The 26,320-nt window shown below is 69.8% G+C and carries 21 protein-coding genes; 12 read left to right on the plus strand and 9 right to left on the minus strand.

Annotated elements, in window-relative coordinates:
• Complete coding sequence (locus tag M4I32_RS00720) at positions 1–711, minus strand: DUF4191 domain-containing protein (RefSeq protein WP_319032573.1); 711 nt, start codon at positions 709–711, stop codon at positions 1–3.
• 167 nt (positions 712–878) lie between these two features.
• On the opposite strand from M4I32_RS00720, the gene M4I32_RS00725 reads away from it, so the two are divergent.
• The gene (locus M4I32_RS00725; protein ID WP_319032574.1) at positions 879–2,276 is read left to right on the plus strand and encodes a hypothetical protein; all 1,398 of its coding nucleotides are present in this window, start codon (positions 879–881) and stop codon (positions 2,274–2,276) included.
• 8 nt (positions 2,277–2,284) lie between these two features.
• Here M4I32_RS00725 and sucB read toward each other — a convergent pair whose 3' ends face one another.
• From sucB to M4I32_RS00740, 3 genes are all read right to left on the minus strand, one after another.
• Positions 2,285–4,057, minus strand: a complete 1,773-nt coding sequence (gene sucB / locus M4I32_RS00730; RefSeq protein ID WP_319032575.1) for a 2-oxoglutarate dehydrogenase, E2 component, dihydrolipoamide succinyltransferase — start codon at positions 4,055–4,057, stop codon at positions 2,285–2,287.
• A gap of 66 nt (positions 4,058–4,123) precedes the next feature.
• Positions 4,124–5,497 carry a dihydrolipoyl dehydrogenase gene (gene lpdA / locus M4I32_RS00735; RefSeq protein WP_319032576.1) on the minus strand — a complete coding sequence of 458 codons (1,374 nt, stop codon included), beginning with the start codon at positions 5,495–5,497 and terminating at the stop codon, positions 4,124–4,126.
• On the minus strand, positions 5,494–6,963 hold the full coding sequence (locus M4I32_RS00740) for a leucyl aminopeptidase (RefSeq protein WP_319032577.1): 1,470 nt from the start codon (positions 6,961–6,963) through the stop codon (positions 5,494–5,496). Before M4I32_RS00740 ends, lpdA begins: the two co-directional genes overlap by 4 nt.
• Before the next feature lie 106 nt (positions 6,964–7,069).
• Between M4I32_RS00740 and M4I32_RS00745 the strand changes: the two genes are divergently transcribed.
• The 3 genes from M4I32_RS00745 to M4I32_RS00755 all read left to right on the plus strand — a co-directional run bounded on the left by M4I32_RS00745 (position 7,070) and on the right by M4I32_RS00755 (position 10,177).
• On the plus strand, positions 7,070–7,990 hold the full coding sequence (locus tag M4I32_RS00745; protein ID WP_319032578.1) for a PAC2 family protein: 921 nt from the start codon (positions 7,070–7,072) through the stop codon (positions 7,988–7,990).
• Between the two features lie 214 nt (positions 7,991–8,204).
• A complete protein-coding gene (locus M4I32_RS00750; RefSeq protein WP_319032579.1) occupies positions 8,205–9,479 on the plus strand; it encodes an RNA polymerase sigma factor in 1,275 nt (424 codons plus the stop codon).
• Positions 9,476–10,177, plus strand: a complete 702-nt coding sequence (locus M4I32_RS00755; RefSeq protein WP_319032580.1) for a coenzyme F420-0:L-glutamate ligase — start codon at positions 9,476–9,478, stop codon at positions 10,175–10,177. Before M4I32_RS00750 ends, M4I32_RS00755 begins: the two co-directional genes overlap by 4 nt.
• 15 nt (positions 10,178–10,192) lie before the next feature.
• On the opposite strand, the gene M4I32_RS00760 is transcribed toward M4I32_RS00755, so the two are convergent.
• On the minus strand, positions 10,193–11,218 hold the full coding sequence (locus M4I32_RS00760) for a sugar-transfer associated ATP-grasp domain-containing protein (RefSeq protein ID WP_319032581.1): 1,026 nt from the start codon (positions 11,216–11,218) through the stop codon (positions 10,193–10,195).
• A 107-nt stretch (positions 11,219–11,325) separates the two neighbouring features.
• Positions 11,326–11,547 (minus strand): hypothetical protein, encoded by a 222-nt coding sequence (locus tag M4I32_RS00765; protein ID WP_319032582.1) that lies wholly within the window; start codon positions 11,545–11,547, stop codon positions 11,326–11,328.
• A 168-nt stretch (positions 11,548–11,715) separates the two neighbouring features.
• On the opposite strand from M4I32_RS00765, the gene M4I32_RS00770 reads away from it, so the two are divergent.
• Positions 11,716–13,794, plus strand: a complete 2,079-nt coding sequence (locus M4I32_RS00770) for a DNA gyrase/topoisomerase IV subunit B (protein WP_413466761.1) — start codon at positions 11,716–11,718, stop codon at positions 13,792–13,794.
• A gap of 3 nt (positions 13,795–13,797) precedes the next feature.
• On the opposite strand, the gene M4I32_RS00775 is transcribed toward M4I32_RS00770, so the two are convergent.
• The gene (locus M4I32_RS00775; protein WP_319032583.1) at positions 13,798–16,257 is read right to left on the minus strand and encodes a DNA topoisomerase IV subunit A; all 2,460 of its coding nucleotides are present in this window, start codon (positions 16,255–16,257) and stop codon (positions 13,798–13,800) included.
• 62 nt (positions 16,258–16,319) lie between these two features.
• On the opposite strand from M4I32_RS00775, the gene M4I32_RS00780 reads away from it, so the two are divergent.
• On the plus strand, positions 16,320–17,462 hold the full coding sequence (locus tag M4I32_RS00780) for an alkaline phosphatase family protein (protein ID WP_319032584.1): 1,143 nt from the start codon (positions 16,320–16,322) through the stop codon (positions 17,460–17,462).
• Positions 17,463–17,480: 18 nt separating this feature from the next.
• Here the strand turns inward: M4I32_RS00780 and sepH are convergent, their stop codons facing one another.
• Positions 17,481–18,497: a septation protein SepH gene (gene sepH / locus M4I32_RS00785; protein ID WP_319032585.1), complete on the minus strand. Its 1,017-nt coding sequence runs from the start codon at positions 18,495–18,497 to the stop codon at positions 17,481–17,483.
• A 214-nt stretch (positions 18,498–18,711) separates the two neighbouring features.
• Here sepH and M4I32_RS00790 point away from each other — a divergent pair, with 214 nt between their 5' ends.
• A complete protein-coding gene (locus M4I32_RS00790; RefSeq protein WP_319032586.1) occupies positions 18,712–19,005 on the plus strand; it encodes a DUF4193 domain-containing protein in 294 nt (97 codons plus the stop codon).
• Here the strand turns inward: M4I32_RS00790 and M4I32_RS00795 are convergent.
• The gene (locus M4I32_RS00795) at positions 18,980–19,456 is read right to left on the minus strand and encodes a DUF3093 domain-containing protein (protein ID WP_319032587.1); all 477 of its coding nucleotides are present in this window, start codon (positions 19,454–19,456) and stop codon (positions 18,980–18,982) included. The two genes, M4I32_RS00790 and M4I32_RS00795, sit on opposite strands and share 26 nt — an antisense overlap.
• 12 nt (positions 19,457–19,468) lie before the next feature.
• Between M4I32_RS00795 and dut the strand changes: the two genes are divergently transcribed.
• The 5 genes from dut to dxs all read left to right on the plus strand — a co-directional run bounded on the left by dut (position 19,469) and on the right by dxs (position 26,319).
• Positions 19,469–19,933, plus strand: a complete 465-nt coding sequence (gene dut / locus M4I32_RS00800) for a dUTP diphosphatase (RefSeq protein WP_319032588.1) — start codon at positions 19,469–19,471, stop codon at positions 19,931–19,933.
• A complete protein-coding gene (locus tag M4I32_RS00805) occupies positions 19,930–20,526 on the plus strand; it encodes a DUF3710 domain-containing protein (protein ID WP_319032589.1) in 597 nt (198 codons plus the stop codon). The genes dut and M4I32_RS00805 overlap by 4 nt, the downstream gene beginning before the upstream one ends.
• Positions 20,523–21,269 carry a DUF3159 domain-containing protein gene (locus M4I32_RS00810; RefSeq protein ID WP_319032590.1) on the plus strand — a complete coding sequence of 249 codons (747 nt, stop codon included), beginning with the start codon at positions 20,523–20,525 and terminating at the stop codon, positions 21,267–21,269. Before M4I32_RS00805 ends, M4I32_RS00810 begins: the two co-directional genes overlap by 4 nt.
• A gap of 146 nt (positions 21,270–21,415) precedes the next feature.
• Complete coding sequence (locus tag M4I32_RS00815; protein ID WP_413466769.1) at positions 21,416–24,232, plus strand: aconitate hydratase; 2,817 nt, start codon at positions 21,416–21,418, stop codon at positions 24,230–24,232.
• 128 nt (positions 24,233–24,360) lie between these two features.
• Positions 24,361–26,319 (plus strand): 1-deoxy-D-xylulose-5-phosphate synthase, encoded by a 1,959-nt coding sequence (gene dxs / locus M4I32_RS00820; RefSeq protein ID WP_319032592.1) that lies wholly within the window; start codon positions 24,361–24,363, stop codon positions 26,317–26,319.
• The last annotated feature ends 1 nt before the right edge of the window (position 26,320 follow it).

Consider the following 26,320-nt stretch of genomic DNA (forward strand, 5'->3'; position numbering starts at 1 on the left):
TCAGCGTGGACGCGGTGCCCGCGCCTTCGTGGGGTCGATGCCCTTCGGGATGGGCAGCGAGCCAAGTGGCTGCGACACCGATTCGATCCGCTTGATGACGGCCCCCATGGTCGCTTTGTCGAGCTTCTTCGGCAGCGCCTTGATGGTCTTCGCCAGGTCCTTGATCGGCACCTCGCCCTCGCCGTGACCGACGTAGAACACGTGTACGGGCACACCGTGCGCCACACGCGTGACCTTCGACCTCTCCTCGCCGACGAGGCGTGTCAGGCGCCCCCGCGCGCCCTCGCCGATGATGACGACGCCGCCCTTGCCGATGGCACGGTAGGCGGCATCCTGCGTCTTCGGGTTGATGCCGACGGGCGTCTCGGACGCCGACCAGCCCCGGCCGAGGAAGGTGGAGATGACGTGTCCGGTCGCCCCCGGCATGCCGTCGAGCTTGTTGTACATGGCTCGTGTCGACAGGCGCGTCATCGTCATGAGCGCCGCGAGGATGCCCGCGAGCAGACCGGTGATCGCCCAGAGCGTCACCGTCCACCACTGGACGGGCTGGATGAGGAAGCCGACGACGAAGCCGAGCGCGACGCCGACGGCCAGGATGCCCCCGAGGATCCACGGGAGCATCCGGAACTCCTGCCGCGTGAAGGAGTAGAGGCTGCGGATCTGGGAGAAGAACCCGGGACGCTTCTCGGGCGTCGTGCTGCGTGCTGCCATGCCTTCCAGCCTACCGCCGCGGGACCATCGTCACCGGCGGGATCGTCCTCACTCGCGGGATCGTCCCCACCAGCGAGTCCTCCTCCCGATCGGGCTTGCTCGACCACGCCTCCCCATCCCCGGGCCTCGACGACCGGGGGTGCCGCCCCGACGGGGAGGATGGCGCCGTGAGGGCCGAGGATGACGACCTGCGGGAGGACCCGCGTACCTGCTACCGCGAGGTCCGGGTGTTGACGGCGCCGGATTCTCCCTTCCCCGGGGTGCTCGCCCGGGACGGGGAGCAAGCGGTGGTCCTTGTGGATGTCGATCTGCTGCGGGGGTGGGAGGGCTGGCGCGAGAACGGTCCGCACGTGCTGTCTGCGCTCGACGTGGCGAGGCGACCTGAGGGGCACACCGTCGTGCTGCCCTGGTGCCCCGAGACCCTGACGGGCTTTCTGCGGCGACGGGTTGACGCGGGTGCACCGTTGACCGCGGGCGAGGCCGTGACTGTGGCGGTGAGCGTCGTGCGGGGGCTCGAGGCGATCCGTGCGACCGGCACGTCGGCACGGGGAGCGTGGTGGCTCACCGCCGACGGCCGCCCCGTCCTGGTCCGGCCGACCCCTGCAGAGCGGAGCGGCGTCTCGGAGGACGCCGCGAACGTGCTGGGAGAGGCGGCCGCCGCCGCCGAGGAAAGGGCCGCGCGGATGCTGCGCAGCCTGGCCGAGATGGCGGTGGGCTCGACCGCATCCGGCACGCAGATGGAAGCCGTCGCGTTCGCGCTCGCGGACGCGGAGCCCTTGATGAGGGACGTGCTCGGCCCCCGCCGCGCGGCGGCGACGAGCGTGACCGTGGCGGGTCGGCCGGACGTCGAACCGGTGCCGGCGGAGCGCTCGTGGGTCTCTCGCACGGTGCGGGGCGTGCTGCGTCGTCACCTCGACGCGGGCTTCGCCGATGCGGCCGCCGGAGCGGCGGCCCGTGCCGTCGAGACCACGGGCGGTCTGCGGCGCGCGTTCGGTGCCACGCTGGTCGGTCGGCGGAGGTGGGCGGTCGCCGGTGGTGCTGCGACGCTCGTCCTGGTGGGCGGGCTGCTCTGGCCGGGTGCGTCCGCCGGTGAGGAGGCAGCAGACGCACCGCCGAGCACTTCGCCGGGCGGGTTGGAATCGGACGAGGCGACGCAGGTGGAGCCCGGCTCAGCGCCGGTCGCCGAGGGTGTGATGGATGGGCCGGAGGGCGTTCAGGCCGGTGGGGGTGCGGGTGCGGCGACTCCGCATCCGGAGGAGGACCCCGCGGCCGCCCTCGAGAGCCTCCTGCCGTTGCCCGAGATGTGTGCACCGGCTGACCGGTGCGAGGGGGAGACGGGGGGTTCCGCCACGCCCGGTGCGGAGATCGGCGCGGCCTCGCTCAAGGCGGAGCAGCGCAGTGTCTCCCTCCTCGACGACCTCGGGGGCGTGGCCGTGTACCGCATCGACGCTCGAGACGACGGTGGGAGCGCCGCGATTGACGTGCCTTCGACGCTCGTCGTCATCGAGCACACCGACGAGGGGTGGGTCGTCCGCGATGTGCGCGCGGTCGACCCACCCCTCTGAGAGTGTCGTCAGATCCCGAGGGAGCCCGCGAAGTCGGCCGCTTCGAGCCGGGTCTTGATCGCAGCGAGGAAGCGCGCGGCATCCGCGCCGTCGATGATCCGGTGGTCGTACGACAGCGCGAGGTAGACGTACGAGCGCACGGCGATGGCCTCCTGGCCGTCCACCTTCACGATCCCGGGGCGCTTGACGACGATCCCGGTGCCGAGGATCGCCGACTGCGGGAGAAACACGACCGGTGTGTCGAACAGGGCCCCGCGCGACCCGGTGTTGGTCAGTGTGAAGGTGCCGCCCGCGAGCTCGTCCGGCTTCAGCTTGTTGTCGCGCGTTCGTGCAGCCAGATCCGCGATCTCATGAGCGATCTCGGCCAGGTTCTTCTCACCCGCATCGCGCAGCACCGGGGTGAGCAGCCCCCGCTCGGTGTCGACGGCGATCGAGACGTTCTCGCTGGGCGGGTACACGATCTTGTCGCCATCGACCGTGGCGTTGATCACGGGGTATGCCTTCAGCGCCTCCGCCGCGGCCAGCGCGAAGAACGGCAGGAACGAGAGCTTGTCGCCGGTCTTCTGCTGGAAGTCCGCCTTGACGGAGTCGCGGTAGGCGGACAGGGCAGTCACATCGACCTCGACGACCGTCGTCAGCTGGGCCGTCGACTGCATAGAAGCGACCGCGCGCTCGGCGAGCACCTTGCGCAGGCGGGACATCGGCTGAGTGGTTCCGCGCAACGGCGACACCTCGAGCGTCGGCGCCGGCTCGGGAGCAGGCGCGGCCGCGGCGGTGGTGCCCTCTGCCGCCTTCAGGACGTCCTCCTTGCGGATGCGCCCGCCGACCCCGGTGCCACGCACGGTGGCGAGGTCGACGCCCTGCTGCGCCGCCAGCCGGCGCACGAGCGGGGTGACGTAGGTCGGCTCATCGCCCGTGGATTCCTGCGACGGGGCGGATTCCCTCGCCGGAGCCGATTCCTTCTCGGACGCGGGGGCCGGCTCGGGCTCGGGAGCCTTCTCGGGCTGCTTCTCGGCCGGCACATCGTCCTCGACGGGCTTCTCGGTGGAGGGAGCTTCGGGCTCGTCGACGGGTTCGGGCTGCGCAGCGGGCTCGGCGGCCCCCTGGTCCGCCGGTTCGGGCTCGCTCTGGGAGGGCGCGGCGCCACTGCCGACTCGAGCGAGGACGGCACCGACCTCGGCCGTCTCGTCCTCCTGCACCACGATCTCCTGCAGCACCCCGGCGACGGGGGAGGGGATCTCGGTGTCGACCTTGTCCGTCGAGATCTCCAGCAGCGCATCGTCGACCGCGACTTCGTCGCCGACCTGCTTGAGCCAGCGGGTGACGGTTCCCTCGGTGACGCTCTCACCGAGTTCGGGAAGGACGACGTCCTTCGCATCGGAAGCGGCGCCGCGCGACTCCTGCGCCGGGGCTTCCTCGGCGGCGGGCTCGGACTGCTGCTCGGGCTCCGTGGGCTGTGCGGGCTCCTCGGCCTCGGCGGGCTGGCCGCCGGACTCCTGCGCATCTGCGGCCTCGGGTGCCGGCTCGCTCGTCGCGGCCCCGCTGCCGTCTCCGATCTTCGCGAGCAGGCCGCCGACCTCGACGGTCTCGTCCTCCTGAACGAGGATCTCCTCGATCACCCCGGCGACGGGCGAGGGGATCTCGGTGTCGACCTTGTCGGTCGAGATCTCCAGCAGGCCTTCGTCGGCGGCGACCTCGTCCCCGACCTGCTTGAGCCAGCGGGTGACCGTTCCCTCGGTGACGCTCTCGCCGAGAGCGGGGAGGACGACGGATGTGCTCATGACGATGTCTCCTTCAAGGACGATGCTGTCGGAACCAGCTTAGTGATGGACCGCGTGGTTGCGGACTTACAGCGCATGCAGTGGCCGGCCGGCGAGGGCGAGGAACGCCTCGCCGAGGGCCTCGCTCTGGGTGGGGTGGGCTTGGACGAAAGGCGCGATGTCCTCGGGATGCGCCTCCCACCCGATGATCAGCTGCGCCTGGCCGATCAGCTCGCCGACGCGCGCACCCACCATGTGGACCCCCACGACGGGACCGTCGGTGCGCCGGATGACCTTCACGGTCCCGGCCGTGCCGAGGATCGCGCTCTTGCCGTTGCCGGCGAGGTTGTACTCGTACGACTGCACGCGCTCCGCGCCGAAGCGGGCGACCGCCTGCGCCTCGGTGAGCCCGACGGCGGCCACTTCGGGGTCGCTGTAGGTGATGCGGGGGACCGTCTCGTCGGGCACGGGGACGGGCGAGCCGCCCGCGAGCCGCTCGGCGACGAAGATGCCCTGCTGGAATCCGCGGTGGGCCAGCTGCGGTCCGCGGACGATATCGCCGACGGCGCTGATCCCGGCAGCCTCGGTGCGCAGATGCTCGTCGACGACGACGAAGCCGTCCGCCCGTGTGACACCGACCTCGTCGAGGCCGATGCCGTCGGTCATCGGCACCCGTCCCACCGCGATCAGCGCGACGTCGGCCGCGACCGACGATCCATCGCCGAGCGTCAGCTCGACGTCCTCGTCGCTCTGGCGGGCGTCAGTCGTCCGAGCGCCGAGCACGACGCGGATGCCGCGTCGCGTGAGTGCGCGCTCCAGTCGCGCGCTGACGGTCTCGTCCTCGCCCGCGAGCAGCCGCGGCAGCGCCTCGAGGATCGTCACCTCGGCGCCCAGCGACCGCCAGAGGCTCGCGAACTCCACGCCGATGACGCCGCCGCCGACGATGATCGCGCGTCGGGGGATGTAGGGCAGCGAGATCGCGTCGTCGCTCGTGAGGATGCGGCCGCCCCTGTCCAAGCCGGGGATCTCGCGCGTGCGACCCCCGGTGGCCAGCACCACGTGGCGTGCGTGGTGGACGTCGTCGCCGACGCGGACCGAAGGCCCCTTCTCGAGCACTCCCTCGCCCGGGATGATCGTGATCCCGTGCGCGGAGAGGAGGGATTGCAGCCCCGCGTACTTCTTCTTGACGATCCCGTCGCGGAAGGCGTGCATGCGTTCGGGGTCGAACCCGGTCAGTGCCGCATCGATGCCGAGGTCGTTCGCCCCGCGCACCGCATCGGCGACCTCTGCGACGTGCAGAAGGGCCTTCGTCGGGATGCAGCCGCGGTGCAGACAGGTGCCGCCCACACGGTCTTTCTCGATGATCGCGACCTTCGCGCCGAGCTCGGCCGCGCGGATCGCGCAGGCGTATCCGCCGCTGCCGCCACCCAGGACCAGGACGTCGAAGGAGGCGCCGCTCATCGTGCGCTGCGCCCGACGAGCTCGATCAGCGACCGCACCGTCGCACCTGTCGGTCCCTTGTCGACCACGCCGTACGGGGCCTGCTTGTTCATGCCGACGCCGGCGATGTCGAGGTGGACCCAGGGGATCCGGGGGGCGTCCGGAGCCTCGCTGACGCGACCCACGAAGTGCTCAAGGAACAGCCCGGCGAACAGCGAGCCGCCCGCCGGTTCCCCGATCTTCGCGTTGACGAGGTCGGCCACCGGCGAGTCCAGATCGTCGCGGATGTGCTCTGGCAGCGGCAGCTGCCACGCGAGCTCTCCCGCGTGGCGCGCGGCGTCGAGGTACTCGCCGACCGCGGCATCTTCGCCCATTACGCCGACGTGTCGGGTGCCGAGCGCCACCGAGATCGCTCCGGTCAGCGTCGCGACGTCGACGATCAGGTCGGGGTGCTCGCGTGAGGCGGCGACAAGGCCGTCAGCGAGGACGAGCCGGCCTTCGGCGTCGGTGTTCGACACCTCGATCGTCGTCCCGTCCAGAGCCGTGAGCACATCTCCGGGCCGGGTCGCGCTGCCGGAGGGCATGTTGTCGGCGATGCACAGCAGGGCGGTCACGTGCACGGGCAGTGCCATGCGAGCGACGGCCTGGATGACGGCGAGGACGGTCGCCGCCCCGCACATGTCGTATTTCATCCCCACCATGGACGCGGCGGGCTTGAGGGAGAGGCCGCCCGTGTCGAAGGTGATGCCCTTGCCCACGAGTGCGACGTGGCGGCTCGCGCGGGCGGGGGAGTAGTCCAGGTGCACGAATCGTGGCGGACGGTCGGATCCCCTCCCGACACCCAGGATGGCGCCGTAGCCGCCCGCGGCGAGCGCCTGCTCATCGAGCACGGTCGCCTCGACCGGCAGGTCGGCGACGGCGTCGACGGCGGCCGCCGCGAGGTCGGCGGGTCCGAGCCGGTCGGCGGGGGTGGCGACGAGGTCGCGGACGAGCGCGACCGCCTCGGCGGTCGCCACGGCGGCGGCGAGCTCGTCGGCCGTCGGCGCGTCGGGAGAACTCAGCTCGATGTGCCGGGCGCGCCGAGCCGAGCCGTCGCGCTTGTAGCCGGCGAAGGTGTAGCCGCCGAGGAGAGCGCCCTCGACGAGAGGACGCCAGACTCCGGATGGCGCGGCCGGCGCGGCGAGCGCGACCCGCTCCTGGGAGCCGAGGTTGCGGATGCCGGTGGCGGCGGCGTCCCGGTACCCGGTGTCGGTGGGCTCGGTGCCGGCGCCGCAGACGGCGATGACGGGCGCCGCGGCCCCGGGATTCGCAATCCGAACGAAAGAACCGGTCGTCGCGGTGAAATCGAGGGCGTTCAGCTGGTCGGCGAGCCCCGGCCAGGAGCCGAGCGCATCCCGGTCCGGAGGCGATGCGACGACCAGGAGCAGAGCATCGGCCGTGATCTCGACGGCGGGAGTGGCGACGTGCGTCAGATCAGGCATCGGCATGGGTCCATCCTACGGTCGCCACCGGGGCGGACCGGATGAGCCGCGTGTTCGCTGTCAGCGCGGCCGTGAGGCGGCGCATGCCCTCCGGCGCTCGTAGAGTAGGAGGATGCCTTGGACCGGCGATGTCTTCACGCCTCCCGCGGAGCTGCCCACGATTCCCACCGGGTTGCCCCTCGTCGTCGCGCTGACCGGTTTCACGGATGCCGGCAGCGCGGTCTCGCAGGTCGTCGACGCGCTGCGCGAGAGAATCGTGTCCACGCCCGTCGCGCTCTTCGCAAACGATGCCTTCCTCGACTACCGCGCGCGTCGTCCCGTCATCTCGTTCGATGCCGACCACCTCTCGGATTACCGCCCCCCGCGGTTGGAGATCGTCCTGGCTTCCGACGAGATGGGCAAGCAGTTCCTCGCGCTGACCGGTTACGAACCCGATTTCGGCTGGGAGATGTTCGTCGCCGCCGTCATCGAGCTGGCCGAGCGCTACCAGATCGGCTCCGTCACGTGGGTCCACGCGATCGCGATGCCGGTTCCGCACACCCGGCCGCTGGGCACGACGGTGAGCGGCAACCGCGAGGAGCTCGTGGAGGCGCATTCCGTCTGGCGTCCCCACACGCAGGTGCCCGCGACGGTCGGTCATCTTCTGGAGCTGCGGTTCTCGGAGAGCGGGACGCCGACGGCGAGCTTCGTGCTGCTCGTGCCGCACTACCTCGCCGACGCGGAATACCCGGCGGCGGCCATCAGGGCGCTCGAGAGCATCACGATCGCGAGCGGCCTCGCTCTGCCGACCGAGGACCTGCGGGAGGCCAACCGGGATTTCCTGGCGAAGGTGGACGAGCAGATATCCGCCAACGACGAGTTGGCGACGATGCTGCAGAACCTCGAGACGCGGTACGACCAGTACGTGCAGGGGTCGCCGTTGCGGGCCGCGTCGTTCGACGACGAGGACCTGCCGAGCGCCGACGAGCTGGCCGCGGAGTTGGAGCGCTACCTCGCGACACGGCCGGGCGACGACGACAAACGCTCCCGCTGATCGCGCCGGAGGGAATCTCCGAGCGGCCGCGTGCGTTGGACCTCGGAGATGACATGTTCGATCGCTGCCACGGGTATGCGATAATGGATGATCCGACCCGTTGTCAACCATGAATGCCCCGCGCAGGACTTGACAAGGGTCTTACTCGTGTCCGAAGACGACCGGTCGCATCGCGGGAGACGAGAGACTGTGATGCGACGGTGAAAGGCAAACTGTGACACCTCCCCGGACCAGCACCAAAGACGTCACCGACGAGACGGCGACCGCGCAGGACGCGGCGGCCGATCAGGCCGCGCCGGCGGCGAAGAAGAGCGCCCCGAAGCGGGCCGCGCCCAAGGCGAAGGCGGCCCCCGCCAAGAAGAAGGAAGACCTCGAGGACGAGGTGGATTCCCCCGCCGCCGAAGAGGCGCCGGCGAGCGGCGCGGAGGCGCCTGCAGGTGCCACCGGCGCCGACACCGATGACGACGAGGACACTCCCAAGCCGGCATTCACCGAGCCGCTGCCCACCGGGGCGATCGTGCTCTCGTCGAGCGACGAAGAGGACGTTCCGGTCTACTCCGCGACGATCACGGGGGCGACAGCAGATCCGGTCAAGGACTACCTCAAGCAGATCGGAAAGGTTCCGCTGCTGAACGCAGCGGAAGAGGTCGAACTCGCGATGCGCATCGAGGCGGGTCTGTTCGCCGAAGAGAAGCTGTCGCAGATGAGCGACACCGAGAAGCGTTCGCAGATCGGGCGAGACCTGACGTGGGTCGCCAAGGACGGCCAGCGTGCCAAGTCCCACCTGCTGGGCGCGAACCTGCGTCTGGTCGTCTCGCTCGCGAAGCGCTACACCGGTCGCGGCATGCAGTTCCTGGACCTGATCCAGGAGGGCAACCTGGGCCTCATCCGCGCGGTCGAGAAGTTCGACTACACCAAGGGGTTCAAGTTCTCGACGTATGCCACCTGGTGGATCCGTCAGGCGATCACCCGCGCCATGGCGGACCAGGCCCGCACCATCCGTATTCCGGTGCACATGGTCGAGGTCATCAACAAGCTCGCCCGCGTGCAGCGCCAGATGCTGCAGGACCTCGGGCGCGAGCCCACGCCGGAAGAGCTCAGCCGCGAACTCGACATGACCCCCGAGAAAGTCATCGAGGTGCAGAAGTACGGCCGCGAGCCGATCTCTCTGCACACCCCGCTGGGCGAAGACGGCGACAGCGAGTTCGGCGACCTCATCGAGGACACCGAGGCCGTCGTGCCGGCGGATGCCGTCGGCTTCACGATGCTCCAGCGTCAGCTCGAGTCGCTCCTGGACTCGCTGAGCGAGCGGGAGGCGGGTGTCATCCGCATGCGCTTCGGACTCGGCGACGGCCAGCCGAAGACGCTGGACCAGATCGGCGACACGTTCGGTGTCACGCGCGAGCGCATCCGGCAGATCGAGTCCAAGACGATGGCGAAACTGCGGCATCCGTCGCGTTCGCAGTCGTTGCGGGACTACCTCGAATGACGGGAGCCGCTCCGAACGAGGGGAAGGCGCTCGAGGTCGAGGTGGACGGCGCGCGCTACCTGCGCATCCCGCTTCGCACGCGGGTCGTGGTGCCCGGGGACGATCTCGAGGCCTTCGTCGCGGAGTACGCGCGTGACGCCCTGCAGCCCGGCGATCTGCTGTTCGTCACCGAGAAGATCGTGGCGATCACCCAGGGTCGTTCGCACCCCGTCGACGAGATCGAGCCTCGTCCGCTCGCGCGCCGGCTCTCGCGATATGTGACCCGCACCCCTCACGGCATCGGGCTCGGCATGCCCGAGACCATGGAGATGGCGTTGCGGGAGTGCGGCACGCCGCGCATCCTGGTCGCCGCGGCGGCGGCGGCGATCACGAAGCCGCTGGGACGTCGCGGAGATTTCTATCGGATCGCCGGCGACAAGGCGAGAGCGATCGACGGACCGACCCCCGGCACCATCCCGCCCTACAACCGCGCGGTCGTGCTCGGCCCCCTCCGGCCCGCTCGCGTGGCAGCCGACCTGCGCCTCCTGCTCGGCGGGCAGATCGACGTGGCGGTGGTCGACATCAACGATCTCGGGGGCAACATCCTCGGCTCCACGATGACACGCAGCGACGAGGCCCGGCTGGGCCGCATCCTGCGCGACAACCCGCTCGGGCAGGGTCACCAGTCGACGCCGATGGGGATCGTCCGCGCTGCCTGAGCGGCGCGCGTCCCGTCAGAAGCCCATGGCCGCGCGATAGCGCGGGAGATGGCCACGACGGCGGCCGCTGGCGGTCGGCTTGTGCTCGAATACGCCGGCTCCCCAGTTGCCTTCGACGAGCACCGGCCCGTCGGGCGACACGACGATGTCCCAGCCGACGTAGCGCACCGTGGGAACCACGCGCGCGACGTCGTCGATGAGAGCGCGGACCTCATCCATCATCGGCAACGCGAAGTCCGCGATGCGGTAGCCGGTCTCGGGGTGGGTCTCGAAGAGGCGCCCCGAGGTGTCGTAGCCGGCCCCGGTCGCCCGGCCGTCCTCGTCGAGGCTCGTGTAGAAGCCGCCGAAGCTCGCCTGGTCGCTGACCTCACCGCGCCCGAACTTCTGCGCCATGTTGATGATCTCCACGCGGCCGTCGTCGGTCAGGAAGGTCGTCACGCGCGTGGTGTTGACCGTGCCGGGACAGACGGCGGCCAGGTCCGGATGCTGCGTGATGACCTCTTCGACGAGCGTCTCGCCGCGTTCGATCAGTGCCCGGTGAAAGTCGCCGGCGTCGTCGACCTGCTCGGCCGTGTACCGCCGCACGCCCATGCCGGACTTGCTGACGGGGACCTTGGCGATGAAGACGGCGTGCCGGGCCGCGAAGTCCACGAGTGCGGACGGGTCGTCCGGCCGGAGCTCACGCCATTCGCGGCGCAGAAAGCGATCGAAGTCGCGGTTGAAGGCGATCTTGTCGTGGAAGCGGTGCACCTGCGCCGGGTCGTCGTACTTCTTCGACAGCTCGAGCGACAGCGGGCTCGTCACCCACGTGGCGCGCTCCGCCCGCGACAGGATGGCGAAGTCGAACTCGAGGTAGTCGTTGAATCCGACGCGGTGGCGGAAGGCGGACCAGAGCATGTCGGCGACGACGAGCGGGTAGCTCTTGCCGTGGATGCGGGCCGTCGTGCGGGCCCGTCCCGTCACCGAGGAGACGTCGATGCGCACGGCCCGCTGCACGAGGAACCGGACGCGGTCGGCGATCGCGAGGCCGCGAGATGGCATGGGGACCCTTCCGGAACATGAGTGATGCCCCGTCATTTTAGACGGGGCATCACTGAGGTCATCGCCACGGGCGAGACGAGCGGCGGGCCGCGATCATCCGATGGTGATCAGTCCGTCTCGTCCAGGCGGGCGGTCTCGTCGTGCCACGAGGTGGCGACCTCGCGGAGCTTCTCTTCGTACTTGCGGCCGTGGTGTGCGCAGAAGAGCAGCTCGCTGCCGTTCACCTCTGCGGCGATGTAGGCCTGCGCCCCGCAGGAGTCGCAGCGGTCCATCGCCGAGAGGCGGTAGACGACGGTCGCCTCGTCGGCGGTAGTCGAAAGCGTTGTCATCTCGTGCCTCCTCAGGTCGATTGCTGCGGGTGGGTCTTGTTCCATACAACCACGATCCTGTTTCGAGAATGCCGCGAACAGGTGTCAGTTCGCTCAACGCGTACGCACGGTCAGTTCGGGCGTGTGTCGCACGGGCGGCTGTGCTCGACGCTTGTAGGCTGGGAGATCGTGACGACCGAGTACTCCGCCCATCATCTGCAGGTCCTCGAGGGCCTCGAGGCGGTGCGAAAGCGCCCGGGCATGTACATCGGGTCCAACGGCTCGCCGGGTCTGATGCACTGCCTGTGGGAGATCATCGACAACGCCGTCGACGAAGCCCTCGGGGGAAACGGCACGCGCATCGACGTGATCCTCCACGCCGACGGCAGTGTCGAGGTGCGGGACACCGGTCGCGGCATCCCCGTCGACGTCGAACCGCGCACCGGTCTCTCCGGCGTCGAGGTCGTCTTCACCAAGCTGCACGCGGGCGGCAAATTCGGCGGCGGTTCCTACGCATCCTCGGGTGGCCTGCACGGCGTCGGCGCGTCGGTGGTGAACGCCCTCTCGGAGCGTCTCGATGTGGAGGTCGACCGCGGCGGCGCGACGTGGGCGATGTCGTTCCACCGCGGCGAGCCGGGCGTGTTCGACGATGACGGGCAACCCCGGCCCGACGCACCGTTCCGCCCGTTCGAGAAGCGCAGCGAGCTGCGGCGCGTCGGGAAGGCTCCGAAGGGAAGGACCGGCACCCGCATCCGCTACTGGGCGGACGGGATGATCTTCACGAAGGATGCCGCCTTCCAGTTCGAGGATCTGGAGACACGGGCGCGGCAGACCGCGTTCCTCGTGCCGGGCCTCGAGATACTCGTGCGCGACGAGCGCGGCGATGAGCCGCGCGAGACGTCCTATCGCTACGACGGAGGCATCTCGGAGTTCGCGGACTTCCTCGCCGTCGACCCGCCCCTGACGGACACCTGGCGGCTGCAGGGCTCCGGGACGTTCACCGAGACGGTGCCGATGCTGCAGGCGACGGGCGCCATGGTCTCGACGGAGGTGGAACGCGAATGCACCGTGGACATCGCTCTGCGGTGGGGCACGGGGTACGAGACCGTCACCCGCTCGTTCGTGAACATCATCGCCACACCCAAGGGCGGCACCCACCAGCAGGGATTCGACCAGGAGCTGCTGCGGTTCCTGCGCACTCAGGTCGAGCAGAACGCGCGCCGGCTCAAGGCGGGCAATGACAAGGTCGAGAAGGACGACGTCATGGCGGGGCTGACGGCGGTGCTCACGGTCAGCGTTCCAGAGCCGCAGTTCGAGGGACAGACGAAGGAAGTACTGGGAACCCCTGCGGTGCGCCAGATCGTCGCCCAGGTCGTGCGCAAGGAGCTCGGCGCGCGGTTCTCCTCCACGCGACGGGACGACAAGGCCCAGACGGCGCAGCTGCTCGACAAGGTCGTGGCCGAGATGAAGGCGCGCATCTCGGCGCGGGCTCACAAAGAGACGCAGCGCCGCAAGAACGCCCTGGAGTCCTCCTCGCTGCCGGCGAAGCTCGTCGACTGCCGGTCGAACGACGTCGCCGATTCCGAGCTGTTCATCGTCGAGGGCGACTCGGCGCTGGGAACGGCCAAGCTCGCCCGCAACAGCGAGTACCAAGCACTGCTGCCGATCCGCGGCAAGATCCTGAACGTGCAGAAGGCCTCCATCTCGGACATGCTCTCGAATGCGGAGTGCGCCTCGATCATCCAGGTGCTCGGTGCCGGTTCGGGGCGCAGCTTCGACATCGACCAGGCCCGCTACGGCAAGGTGATCCTGATGAGCGACGCCGACGTCGACGGGGCACACATTCGGACTCTGCTGCTGACGCTGTTCTTCCGCTACATGCGGCCGCTGATCGAGCAGGGCCGGGTCTTCGCCGCGGTGCCACCGCTGCACCGCGTCGTCGCGCATCAGCGCGGCTCCAAGCCGAACGAGACGGCCTACACGTACAGCGAGAAGGAACTGAACGCCATGCTGGCGTCGCTGACCAAGGCGGGTCGCACGTGGCAGGAGCCGATCCAGCGGTACAAGGGCCTCGGTGAGATGGACGCCGATCAGCTCGCCACGACGACGATGGATCGTCAGGGGCGGATGCTGCGTCGCGTGCGGCTCGAGGACGCCGAGGTCGCCGGCCGCGTCTTCGAGCTGCTGATGGGCTCCGAGGTCGCACCTCGCCGCGAGTTCATCGTGGACTCGGCGCAGGAGCTCGAGCGCGACCGCATCGACGTCTGAGCGTCAGCGAAGGGCGGTCCCCACCGCGCTCCCGACCGCCGCGACGACGGCGCTGAGCGGGCTCCCGGACGCGTCGCGTCGCGCGCCGACCTCGGGCAGCGTGCGCACGCCGCCGTCCGTGGCGACCCCGTGCGCCGGAGCCGGGCCCACCCAGGCGAGTGTCACCTGGTCCTCTCCGCGCAGGAACCGGTGGGCGCGCACGCCGGCGGTCGCGCGGCCCTTGGTGGGGAACTCCTCGAGGGCAGAGACCTTGGCGCTTCCGGCATCCGTGCCGGCGATCGCCTGACCGTTCCCGGCGATGGTCACGACGCACACATCCGTCTGCTGCGGATCGACGACCCCGAAGTGGATGACGGCGGCGCCGGTGCCGAGACGCATGCCGGTCATGCCGCCGGCCTGGCGTCCCTGCGGCCGCACCGAGGATGCTTCGAAACGCAGCAGCTGCGCGTCCGACGTCACGAACACCAGGTGGGCGTCGTCGGGGGCGGGCGCGGCGCCGACGACGACGTCGCCCGGTTTGAGCGCGATCAGCTCGAGTTCCGGCTTGCCGCCGATCTCCGTCGCACTCACACGCTTGACCACGCCCATGCGCGTGCCCAGGGCGATGGCCGGCGCGGCGACGAGGGGCACGATCGCCACGACCGCCTCGGATGCCGGCAGCCCCAGGTACTGGTCGATGCGCACCCCGGCCGAGAGCTGAACGGATGTCGCCGGCACGCTGGGAAGATCGACGGGCGAGAAGCGCACCGCGCGCCCGCTCCGGGTGATGGCGAGCAGCTCGCCGCGCGTCGTGGAGGCCACCGCACCCGCCACCGCGTCGTGCTTGGTGCGTCGCGTCGGAACGGTGAGGGACTCGTCGCTGCCGTCCGGGGGCACGTCGACGCGCAGGATGAGACCCGTGGCGCTCAGCACGACCCGGCAGGGGGCGTCTGCGATCTCGAGGACGGCGGCGGACTTCGACGTGCGAGCCGCGCTGGGTGCGGCATTCGTCAGCAGGGTCCGACGCGGGGTCCCGAGCTCGTCGGCCACCACCTCGAGCTCGGTGGCGACCTGGCCGCGCAGCAGATCGTCGCTGCCGAGCAGCTCCTCGAGCTGTGCGATCTCCTGTTGCAGCTGATCGCGTTCGGCCTCGAGGTCGATGCGCGAGAACTTGGTCAGGCGGCGCAGTCGCAACTCGAGGATGTACTCCGCCTGCTCGCGACTGAGGTCGAACACCTCGATCAGGCGGGTGCGTGCCTGCTCGCCGTCATCCGAGGAACGGATGACCTGGATGACCTCGTCGATGTCGAGGATCGCGATCAGCAGCCCCTCGACCAGGTGCAGTCGTTCCCGCCGCCGCGCCAGGCGGTAGCGGCTGCGGCGGGTGACCACCTGCAGCCGGTGATCGATGTAGACCTGGAGCGCCTCGCGCAGGCCGAGCGTGCGGGGCCGCCCGCCGACGAGCGCGACGTTGTTGATGCTGAAGGAGTCCTCCAGCGGCGTCAGCCGGTAGAGCTGCTCCAGGACGGCCTGCGGATCGAAACCCGTTTTGATGCCGATGACCAGCCGCGTGCCGTTCTTGCGGTCGGTCAGATCCGACACGTCGCTGATGCCCTGCAGCTTCTTCGACTGCACCGCATCCTTGATCTTCTCGATGACGCGCTCGGGGCCCACGAGGTAGGGCAGCTCGGTCACCACGATCCCGGTCTTGCGCGGCCCCAGGCTCTCGATGCTCGTGCGTGCGCGCGTCTTGAACGAACCGCGTCCGGTCGCGTAGGCGTCGCGGATGCCGTCGAGCCCGGCGATGACCCCGCCGGAGGGCAGGTCGGGGCCGGGCACGAACGCCATCAGGGCGTCGAGGTCGGCCTCGGGGTTCTGCAGCAGGTGGATGGCGGCGCCGACGACCTCGACGAGGTTGTGGGGTGCCATGTTGGTCGCCATGCCCACGGCGATGCCGCTGGCGCCGTTGACGAGCAGGTTCGGGTACGCCGCGGGCAGGACCTCGGGCTGGACGAACTGGTTGTCGTAGTTGGGGACGAAGTCGACGACATCCTCGTCGAGGCCGTGGGTCATCGACAGTGCGGCCGGCGCCAGGCGGGCCTCCGTATAGCGGGCGGCGGCGGGCCCGTCATCGAGGGAGCCGAAGTTGCCGTGGCCGTCCACGAGCGGCACGCGCTGCGAGAACGACAGCGCGAGTCGCACGAGCGCATCGTAGATGGGGGCGTCGCCGTGGGGATGCAGCTTGCCCATGACCTCGCCGACCACGCGCGCGCTCTTGACGTGTCCGCGATCGGGGCGCAGCCCCATCTCTGCCATCTGGTAGATGATGCGTCGTTGCACCGGCTTGAGGCCGTCGCGCGCGTCGGGCAGAGCGCGCGAGTAGATCACCGAGTAGGCGTACTCGAGGAACGATCCCTGCATCTCGCTCGACACATCGACGTCCTCGATGCGCTCTTCTGCGGGCGGCGTGGGGGCGTGGGGCATGGCGTCCTTCGGGCGAGACCGTGGCGAGGGGCCGTCACGTGGGGTATGCGAGACTGGCCGCGATGTCACTCATGCTACCGTCGCCGCCGGCGGGAGCCCGGCGCCTCACCGGCATCCTGCCACGCCTGATCGACATGGTCCGGGCTGGCCGTTCCGAGGCCGGTGCGCCCGTCGAATCGGCCGTGCTCGTGCTCGTCGACGGCCTGGGCCGGGCGAACCTCACTGCGCGCGCGGGACACGCACGCTTCCTCACCGGAGCGATGGCGGCCCGCGACCGTGCCGTGACGGTGTTCCCCTCGACGACCGCGACGGCCCTGACCGGTCTCATGACAGGGGTGGATGCCGGGGTGCACGGCATCGTCGGGTACCGGGTGCGGCATCCCGGATCCGGCGCGCTGGTGAACCAGCTGACGGGCTGGGAGCATGACGGGCTCGATCCGAGCTCCTGGCAGCGCGCTGAGACGCTGTTCGAGGCAGCGGCGGTCGCGGGTGCGCGGCCCGTCGTGGTGAGCAGGCCCGAGTACCGGGATTCGGGGTTCACCCGCGCATCGTTCCGCGGCGCGGAGTTCGTCGGCGAACGGGATCTGGCGTCCCGGCTGCTGCGGGCTGCCCAGGAGGCGGCCCGACCCGGCACGATCGTCTATGCCTACGCTCCCGAGCTCGACGCGCTCGGACACAGCCACGGCTGGGAATCGGATCGGTGGCTCGCGGCGCTCGAGACCCTGGATGCCGCGATGCGCGGGTTCGCGCGCGAGCTGACCGGCACGACGGCGGCCCTCGTCACGGCCGACCACGGCATGGTCGACGTGCCTGCGCGCGGCCACGTGCTGCTGGGCGAGGGAGACGAGCTTCTCGATGGCGTGGCGGCGGTGGCGGGGGAGCCGCGCATGCTTCACCTCTACACGGAACCTGGGCGGACGACGACCGATCAGGTCGTCGACGCGTGGCGCCGCGCGGAGGGGCACCGCGCGTGGATCCTCACGCGCGCCGAGGCCGTCTCAGCGGGACTGTTCGGGGCGCGCGTCGACACCGACGTCGCCCCCCGGATCGGCGACGTGCTCGTCGCGGCTCGCGGGCGAGTGGCGTACTACGACGATCGCCTCGCGGACAAGGGTGCCCAGCGCATGGTGGGTCAGCACGGCTCGCTCACCGCCGAAGAGACGATCGTGCCGTTGATCCCGCTCGGTGCGCTCGCGCGGCGCTGAGCGTGCTCTGTGCGCGCGTCACTCCCCGTCGCCGCGGGCCCCGAAGACGATCTCGTCCCAGCTCGGCAAGGCGGCGCGACCCCGTCGGCGTGAAGAGGGCTCCGACTCCGTCGGGGCGTCCTCTGCGGGGGAGGGGTCCCCGGTGGGTGCCTCGTAGCCCGGCTCGAGCGCATCGAACAGGGCCACGGGCGCATGCGCCGGAGCGGGCGTGCGGGTGACTTCGTTCTCCGGCGCCGGCTCACGCTGACCGCGTCGGCGCCGCAACGCCTCGAGCAGATCGGCCGTCTCGGCGCTCGTCGAGACCGGTTCGCTCTCGCGGTTCACCGCTGCGTCGTTCGGGTCGGATCCGGCCTCATCATCCACCGGGTCCGATCCTCGGCGCAGCCCGAAGGCGCCACTGTCGAATCGGGAGTCGTCTTTCATGCTCGGCGTGTTGTCGAGCGCCCGCAGACGGGGGATGAGGCCTTCGGGGAGCGAGCCCTGTCGCGACAGCTGCGTGGCGTCGGCGTTGAGGGGCGAGAGCGCGCTGCGCCGGGGATCGAAGCTCCACCGTGCATCGTGGTCGATCTCCCCGACCTGGAAGTGGAGCTTCACGATCCACTCCGACTGTTCTTTCCAGCTGCTCCAGCGTTCGCCCTCCGCGCCGACCTCGGCGAGCTTTGCGCGGATCGCGGCACCGAACGTCGGCTGCGCCTCGGCGTCGTCGACGGCTCCCAGCAGAACGGGCACGGCGAGCGCCAGACCCACCATGTGCTCGCGTTCGGCGAGCACCGGCGCCTCGAATCGCACGACGTCTTCCACGCGTGCATCGAGAAGCTCCGCGACCTCCTGGGCCGACATCCCCGACCGGATGTGCATCTGGATCTCGCGGGGACTCGGGCGATTGGCGCGAGAGTCGTCGTCGCGTGCGGCTCCCCGGGCGCGACGGACCTCGGCGCGGAGGACGTCGTCGATGACGAGGGCGAAGGTCTCGCCGGACTCCGTCGCCACGATCAGGCGGTCATCCTCGGTGCGGATGACTTTCAGCTCTTGCATGGGACATGCCTCTTCCACAGCCGATTTCGTGTTCCGTCATCGTGTCACGGGTCATGGTCGAAAGGCGGGAATAACCCGCGCGCGCCGCCGGTTTTCTCGCGCGAGAGGGACGGCGTCGGAGCGCATTTGCGAAATGCGCGCCGACCGTGCAAACTAGCGCCGCCCATCTGGCACCGCAGCATCCCTGAGCGACGAAAAGAAGTGACTTCCACGCATGGCTACCGACTACGACGCCCCCCGCAAGTCCGAGGACGAGAGCGAGTCGATCGAGGCTCTCAAGGAGCGCGTACCCGACAAGATGTCGGGCTCGGTCGATGCTGAGGATGCCGACAACCCGGGCGGGTTCGAACTGCCCGGTGCGGACCTGTCCGACATGGAGCTCGACGTCGTCGTGCTACCTCCTCAGGAGGACGAGTTCACGTGCGTCAGCTGCTTCCTCGTGAAGCACCGTTCACAGGTCGACCACGAGGATTCGATCGGCTTCATCTGTCGCGACTGCGCGGCGTAGTCGCGCGAGCGCGCTCGATCGCGGCTGCGAGGCGGTCGGGTGTGCGGGTCGAGATGGTCCACGACGTGACGGGGTCCTCCGGGTCCTGCACGGGGACGACGACCAGCCCGGGGATGCCGCCGCGGATCAGGTGCCAGCCGTTCCCGTCGATCTCCGCGCCTCGGGCACGCCGGGCGGCGTCGCCGGTGTGGGCGACCGGAGCGCCGAGCCACTTCGACTCGATCTGCGCTCGGCCGGCGCGCAGCGTGCCGGCACGCACGTCGACCACGGGTGACGCGGCGATGAGCCCCGTGATGACGACCACCGCCAGCGCGAGGCCGACCACGAGCGAGAGGGTCGCATCAACGGGCACGAGCACGAGCGCACCCATCGGAGCGAGCATCGCCGCGGCCACGAGCGTCCAGAGCGAGGGGGCGAGACGCTCGCGATAAGGTGCTGACTGCTTCTGCATTACCCTCGTTGAGTGACCGATTCCGTGGACGTTCCCATTATCGCCCCCGCGGCACCGTCCTACGCACTCCCGGGCGATGCAGGCGCAGACCTGGTGGCCGCGGAGGCCGTGCGTCTGCTGCCCGGTCAGCGGGCTCTGGTCGGCACCGGCGTGCGACTGGCGCTCCCCGACGGCTACGTCGGCTTCGTCGTGCCGCGCAGCGGGTTGGCCGCCCGGCACGGCATCACCGTGGTGAACGCGCCGGGGACGGTCGACGCCGGCTACCGCGGCGAGATCAAGGTGTCGCTGCTGAACACCGACGCGGAACAGCCCTACGACATCACGGAGGGCGACCGCATCGCCCAGCTGGTCGTCATGCCGGTCGCGCGGGCGCGTTTCGTTCCCGTGGAGGAGCTGCCGGGCAGCGACCGGGGAGCGAGCGGCTTCGGCTCCACGGGCTATGCGAGCACCGCACACGACGAGAGGACGCACGCATGAGCGAAGAGCAGGACGTGGCGGCGGTGACGAAGGCGGCCCCGGCGGACCGGGCGACGAACGGCCCGTTCGATGAGTCCGAGGCCAACGCCGTCCGCCCCTACATCGATCTGGGTGGGATCAAGATCCTGCCGCGAGAAGGTCTGAACCTGCGTCTCGAGATCGAGGAGCAGACCAAGCGCATCGTCGCCGTCGGGCTGGACTACGACGGCTCGACGCTGCAGGTGCAGCCTTTCGCCGCACCGCGCTCGAGCGGCCTGTGGCACGAGACCCGGGCGCAGATCCGCGAGCAGGTGCGTCAGCAGGGCGGTCGTGTGGAGGAACGCGAGGGGCCGCTGGGTGCCGAGCTGCTGGCCGAGGTGCCCGTGGCCGCCTCCGAGCAGGCCTCCGGCAAGCGCCTGGCGCGTTTCGTCGGGGTGGACGGGCCGCGCTGGTTCCTCCGCGGGGTCATCGGCGGCAAGGCGGCCTCCGACCCGGAGGCCGCGGCCGGCGTCGAGGACCTCTTCCGCTCGATCGTCGTGGTCCGGGGTGACTCGCCGATGCCGCCCCGCGAGTTCATCCCGCTCAAGATGCCCGGTACGCCCGGCTCGTCGTGAGCGACCCCGACCGCCGCCCCGATGCGTCCGACGAGAGCGGTGACACATCGGATACAGCGCACGAGGCGTCACCCTCGGATGCCCTCGGCGGGGCACTCGCGGGCGCTGCACGACGTGCGGGACTCGACCCCACGGGCGGGGATGCCACGCGGGACGTGGTCTGGCGCGCGATGGGCGGCTGGCGCGGCATCCTCGAGTCGGTCCTGCCGAGCCTGACCTTCCTCGTCGTCTACACCCTCACCGGCGAGCTGCTCCCGGCCCTGCTGCTCTCGGTCGGGATCGCGGGGGCGTTCACCGTGGCGCGTCTGGTCATGCGCTCACCCGTCCAGGCCGCACTCGGCGGCTTGGTCGCGACCGGCGGCGCTGCCCTGCTGGCTCTGTGGACCGGCCGGGCCGAGGACAACTTCGTGCTGGGCTTCATCACCAACGGCCTGTATGGCGGGGGCCTGCTGGTCTCGAGCCTGGTCGGATACTCGCTGATCGGGCTCGCCATCGGGTTCCTCATGGGGGAGGGCACGGCGTGGCGGCGGGACCGCCGCAAGCGGCGGGTGTTCTTCTGGCTGGGCATCGCGTGGGCGGCGCTGTTCGCTGCGCGCCTCGCGGTGCAGCTGCCGCTCTACGCCGTCGGCGACGTCACGGCGCTCGGAACGGCGAAGCTCGCCATGGGGCTGCCGCTGTTCGCCCCGATGGTGGCGGTGACGTGGCTCGCCGTGCGCGCTCTCTATCCTCGTCGCGGGGAATGATATATTTATCTTGATATCGAGATAAATATCGCTCGCCCGCCGCGGGCGGTGCTGCGCTCGGAGGGTAAGGTTCGCCTTGCTAGCCCTGTGTCGTCGCCGGGACGAAGATGGTGGGGCGTGTGGACGCTGCTACTGAAGGAGACGGCATCGTGTCATCTGTCAACAGCTTCGGAGCGAAGAGCACATTGACCGTCGGCGACGCCGACTACGAGATCTTCCGGATCGACAACGTGCCTGGCTACGACAAGCTCCCGTTCAGCCTGAAGGTGCTCCTCGAGAACCTTCTGCGCACCGAAGACGGTGCCAACATCACGAGAGAGCAGATCGAGGCGCTCGGCTCGTGGGATGCGGCGGCTGATCCGAACACCGAGATCCAGTTCACGCCCGCACGCGTCGTCATGCAGGACTTCACGGGGGTGCCGTGCATCGTCGATCTCGCCACGATGCGCGAGGCCGTCGTCGACCTCGGTGGCGACCCCACCAAGATCAACCCGCTGTCGCCCGCGGAGCTGGTCATCGACCACTCCGTCATCGCAGATCTCTTCGGGCGCGCCGACTCGTTCGAGCGCAACGTCGAGATCGAGTACGAGCGCAACGGCGAGCGCTACCAGTTCCTGCGCTGGGGGCAGACCGCGTTCCAGGACTTCAAGGTCGTGCCGCCGGGCACCGGAATCGTTCACCAGGTGAACATCGAGCACCTCGCCAAGGTCGTCTACACGCGCGACGTCGACGGCGTGCAGCGGGCGTACCCCGACACCTGCGTCGGCACGGACTCGCACACCACGATGGTGAACGGCCTGGGCGTACTGGGCTGGGGAGTGGGAGGCATCGAGGCCGAGGCGGCGATGCTGGGCCAGCCGGTGTCGATGCTCATCCCGCGCGTGGTCGGGTTCAAGCTCTCAGGCGAGATCCCCACCGGCGTGACGGCGACCGATGTCGTGCTCACGATCACCGACATGCTGCGCCAGCACGGCGTGGTCGGAAAGTTCGTGGAGTTCTACGGCGAGGGCGTCGCCTCGGTGCCGCTGGCGAACCGGGCGACGATCGGCAACATGAGTCCCGAGTTCGGCTCGACGGCGGCGATCTTCCCGATCGACGAGGTCACCATCGACTACCTGCGCCTGACCGGACGCAGCGCGGAACAGCTCGCGCTGGTCGAGGCGTATGCCAAAGAGCAGCACCTCTGGCACGATCCGTCGGTCGAGCCGCGTTTCAGCGAGTACCTCGAACTCGATCTGGGCACCGTCGTGCCCTCGATCGCCGGGCCCAAGCGGCCGCAGGACCGGATCGAGCTCTCGCGCTCGAAGGAGCAGTTCGAGATCGACCTGGCCGGCTACGCCGACATCGACGAGAACGCGGTGGACGAGAGGATCGAGGAGTCCTTCCCGGCATCCGACCCGCCCGGGTTCACGCCCGACGACCACCAGGCGCCCAAGGCGGAGCCGCACCACCGGTCCCACGCCCCCGCGGTCGTCTCGAAGCCGACGACGGTCACGACGGCCGACGGAGAGTCGTACACGATCGACCACGGGGCGGTCACGATCGCCGCGATCACGTCCTGCACCAACACGTCCAACCCGTCCGTGATGCTTGCGGCCGGCCTTCTCGCGCGCAATGCCGCGAAGAAGGGGCTCAAGGCCAAGCCGTGGGTCAAGACCACGATGGCGCCGGGATCCAAGGTGGTCACCGACTACTACGAGAAGGCCGGCCTGAACGGCGACCTCGAAACGCTGGGGTTCTACACCGTCGGCTACGGCTGCACGACGTGCATCGGCAACTCCGGGCCTCTGATCGAAGAGGTGTCGGAGGCGATCAACGAGAACGATCTCGCCGTGACCGCGGTGCTGTCCGGAAACCGCAACTTCGAGGGTCGCATCAACCCCGACGTCAAGATGAACTACCTGGCGTCACCCCCGCTCGTCATCGCGTACGCGCTGGCCGGTTCGATGAACTTCGATTTCGAGAACGACCCACTGGGGACCGACCTCGAGGGCAACGAGGTCTTCCTGCGTGACGTGTGGCCGAGCACCGAAGAGGTGCAGGCGACGATCGACTCCTCGATCTCGACCGACATGTTCGACACCCAGTACGCGAGTGTGTTCGAGGGCGACGAGCGCTGGCGTTCGCTGCCGACTCCGACCGGCGCCACGTTCGAATGGGCCGACACCTCGACCTACGTTCGCAAGCCCCCCTACTTCGAGGGCATGAACGCGACACCCGACCCGGTCACCGACATCGCCGGCGCGCGGGTGCTGGCGCGGCTCGGCGACTCGGTGACCACCGACCACATCTCGCCCGCCGGGGCGATCAAGGCCGACAGTCCGGCCGGTCGATACCTGAACGAGCACGGAGTCGACAAGCGGGACTTCAACTCCTACGGCTCGCGTCGCGGCAACCACGAGGTGATGATCCGCGGCACGTTCGCGAACATCCGCCTGCGCAATCAGCTGCTCGACGGCGTGGAGGGCGGTTACACCCGCGACTTCACGCAGGACGGCGGGCCTCAGTCGTTCATCTTCGACGCCGCGGAGAACTACCAGAGGCAGGGCACGCCGCTGGTGATCCTGGCCGGCAAGGAATACGGCTCCGGCTCGTCGCGCGACTGGGCCGCCAAGGGCACCAGTCTGCTGGGCGTGCGCGCGGTCATCGCCGAGAGCTACGAGCGCATCCACCGGTCGAACCTGATCGGCATGGGCGTCATTCCGCTTCAGTTCCCCGCCGGCACGTCGGCGGCCGACCTCGGACTCGACGGCACCGAGACATTCTCCATCTCGGGCATCGAGGCGCTCAACGACGGCACGACGCCCCGCACCGTCCACGTCACGGCCACGCCGAGCGATGCCTCCTCGCCGGGCGCAGAGCCCGTCGAGTTCGACGCGGTCGTTCGCATCGACACTCCGGGTGAGGCCGACTACTACCGCAACGGCGGCATCCTGCAGTACGTGCTGCGAAGCCTGGTCTGATGCATGAGTGGGGGCCCGGCGCACGCGCGCCGGGCCCCCACTCATGTCCGCGGCGCACGCGGCCGACGAGGAGCAGGGACCGTAGACTGGTTCGACGGTGCGAGCGCGGCTCGCACCGGGGAGGAGCAATGCGGATGCTGTCGTCGATCACGGGCCCTCGTGACCTCGACGGGCTGGACTACCCCCAGCTCGAACAGCTTGCAGCCGAGATCCGGGCTTTTCTGATCGACAACGTGTCCCGCACGGGCGGGCACCTGGGACCCAATCTCGGGGTCGTCGAGCTGACGCTCGCCCTGCACCGCGTCTTCGAATCTCCGCACGACCCGATCGTCTTCGACACCGGGCATCAGTCGTACGTGCACAAGCTGCTCACCGGAAGGCAGGACTTCTCTGCGCTGCGCTCCCGGGACGGCCTTGCCGGCTATCCCCAGCGCACCGAGAGCGAGCACGACATCGTCGAGTCCTCGCACGCCTCGAGCTCGCTCAGCTGGGCCGACGGCATCTCGCGCGCGCTCACCCGCACGGGCCGGCGTGATCGCCACGTGGTCGCGGTCGTCGGCGACGGTGCACTCACCGGCGGCATGACCTGGGAAGCCCTGAACAACATCAGCGACGACAACGACCGCAACCTGGTGATCGTCGTCAACGACAACGGTCGTTCGTACGCACCGACGATCGGCGGCATCGCCCGCCACCTCAACCGGGTCCGTACGACGGAGACCTACCGCCACCTGCGGCGCAGCACGGATTCGCTGTTCGGCCGGCTGGGCCCCGCCGGTCGCGCGGTGTATCGCGGCGTGCGAGGCGGCACCCACGGGTTCCTGTCGAGATTCACCAACAACGCCGCCCTGTACTCCAACCTCGACATCAAGTACCTGGGCCCGATCGACGGCCACGACATCGAGACCCTTGTCGAGACCATGCGGCTGGCGAAGGCCTATGACGCGCCCGTCATCGTGCACACCATCACCGAGAAGGGCCGGGGCTACGAGCCGGCGCGTCTGGACGAGGCCGACCAGTTCCACGCCGTCGGGCGGATCGACCCGCTCACCGGGAGGACGATCGGGGGCGGCGCGGCGACGGCCTGGACCGACGTCTTCTCGGATGAGATCGTGCGCATCGGCGAGGCCCGTCCCGACGTGATCGCGATGACGGCGGCGATGCTGCGTCCGACCGGTCTGCTGCCGTTCGCGCAGCGCTTTCCCGATCGCGTGTACGACGTCGGCATCGCCGAGCAGCACGCCGTCACCGCCGCCGCCGGCCTGGCCTACGGGGGGCTTCATCCTGTCGTGGCGATCTACGCCACGTTCATGAACCGGGCGTTCGATCAAGTGCTGATGGATGTCGGACTGCACCGGGCCGGCGTCACCTTCGTCCTCGACCGCGCAGGTGTGACCGGTCCCGACGGTCCGAGTCACCACGGCGTCTGGGACCTCGCGATGCTGCAGCTCGTGCCGCATGTGCGGATCGCCGCCCCGCGCGACGAGGCGCGACTGCGGGAGCTGCTGGGCGAAGCCGTCGCCGTCGACGATGCTCCCACCGTCGTGCGCTACCCCAAGGGTGCGGTCGCGCCCGACCTTCCCGCTCTCGAGCGGATGCCGGACGGCGTCGACGTGCTGCGGCGCGGGCAGAGCGAGGATGTGCTGCTGGTCGGCATCGGCTCTCTCGCGCACGTCGCGGTGGACGTGGCGACCCGCCTGTCCGATCAGGGAATCGGCGCGACCGTCGTCGACCCGCGCTGGGTGGTTCCGGTCGCGCCGTCTCTGGTCGAGCTGGCGGATCGACACCGACTCGTCATCACGCTCGAGGACGGCATCCGGGTGGGAGGAATCGGCACCCGTATCCGGCAGGTCCTGCGCGAAGCCGGCGTCGACACCGCCGTGGACGAGCTGGGTCTGCCCGACGAGTTCATTCCGCACGCCTCACGCGAGCAGATCCTGGCGGATGCCGGCCTGACCGCCGCGAAGATCGCTCAGGACGTCGTCTCGCAGGTGCTCGGCACCCGGGTGCCGGTGGCGCGCAGGGGCGAGCCGGAACCCGCGTGGCTCTCGCGAGTGACCGCCGAGAGCGAGACGGCCGGCGAGTAGG

The organism is Microbacterium sp. LRZ72 (assembly GCF_033792225.1).
GTDB lineage: Bacteria > Actinomycetota > Actinomycetes > Actinomycetales > Microbacteriaceae > Microbacterium.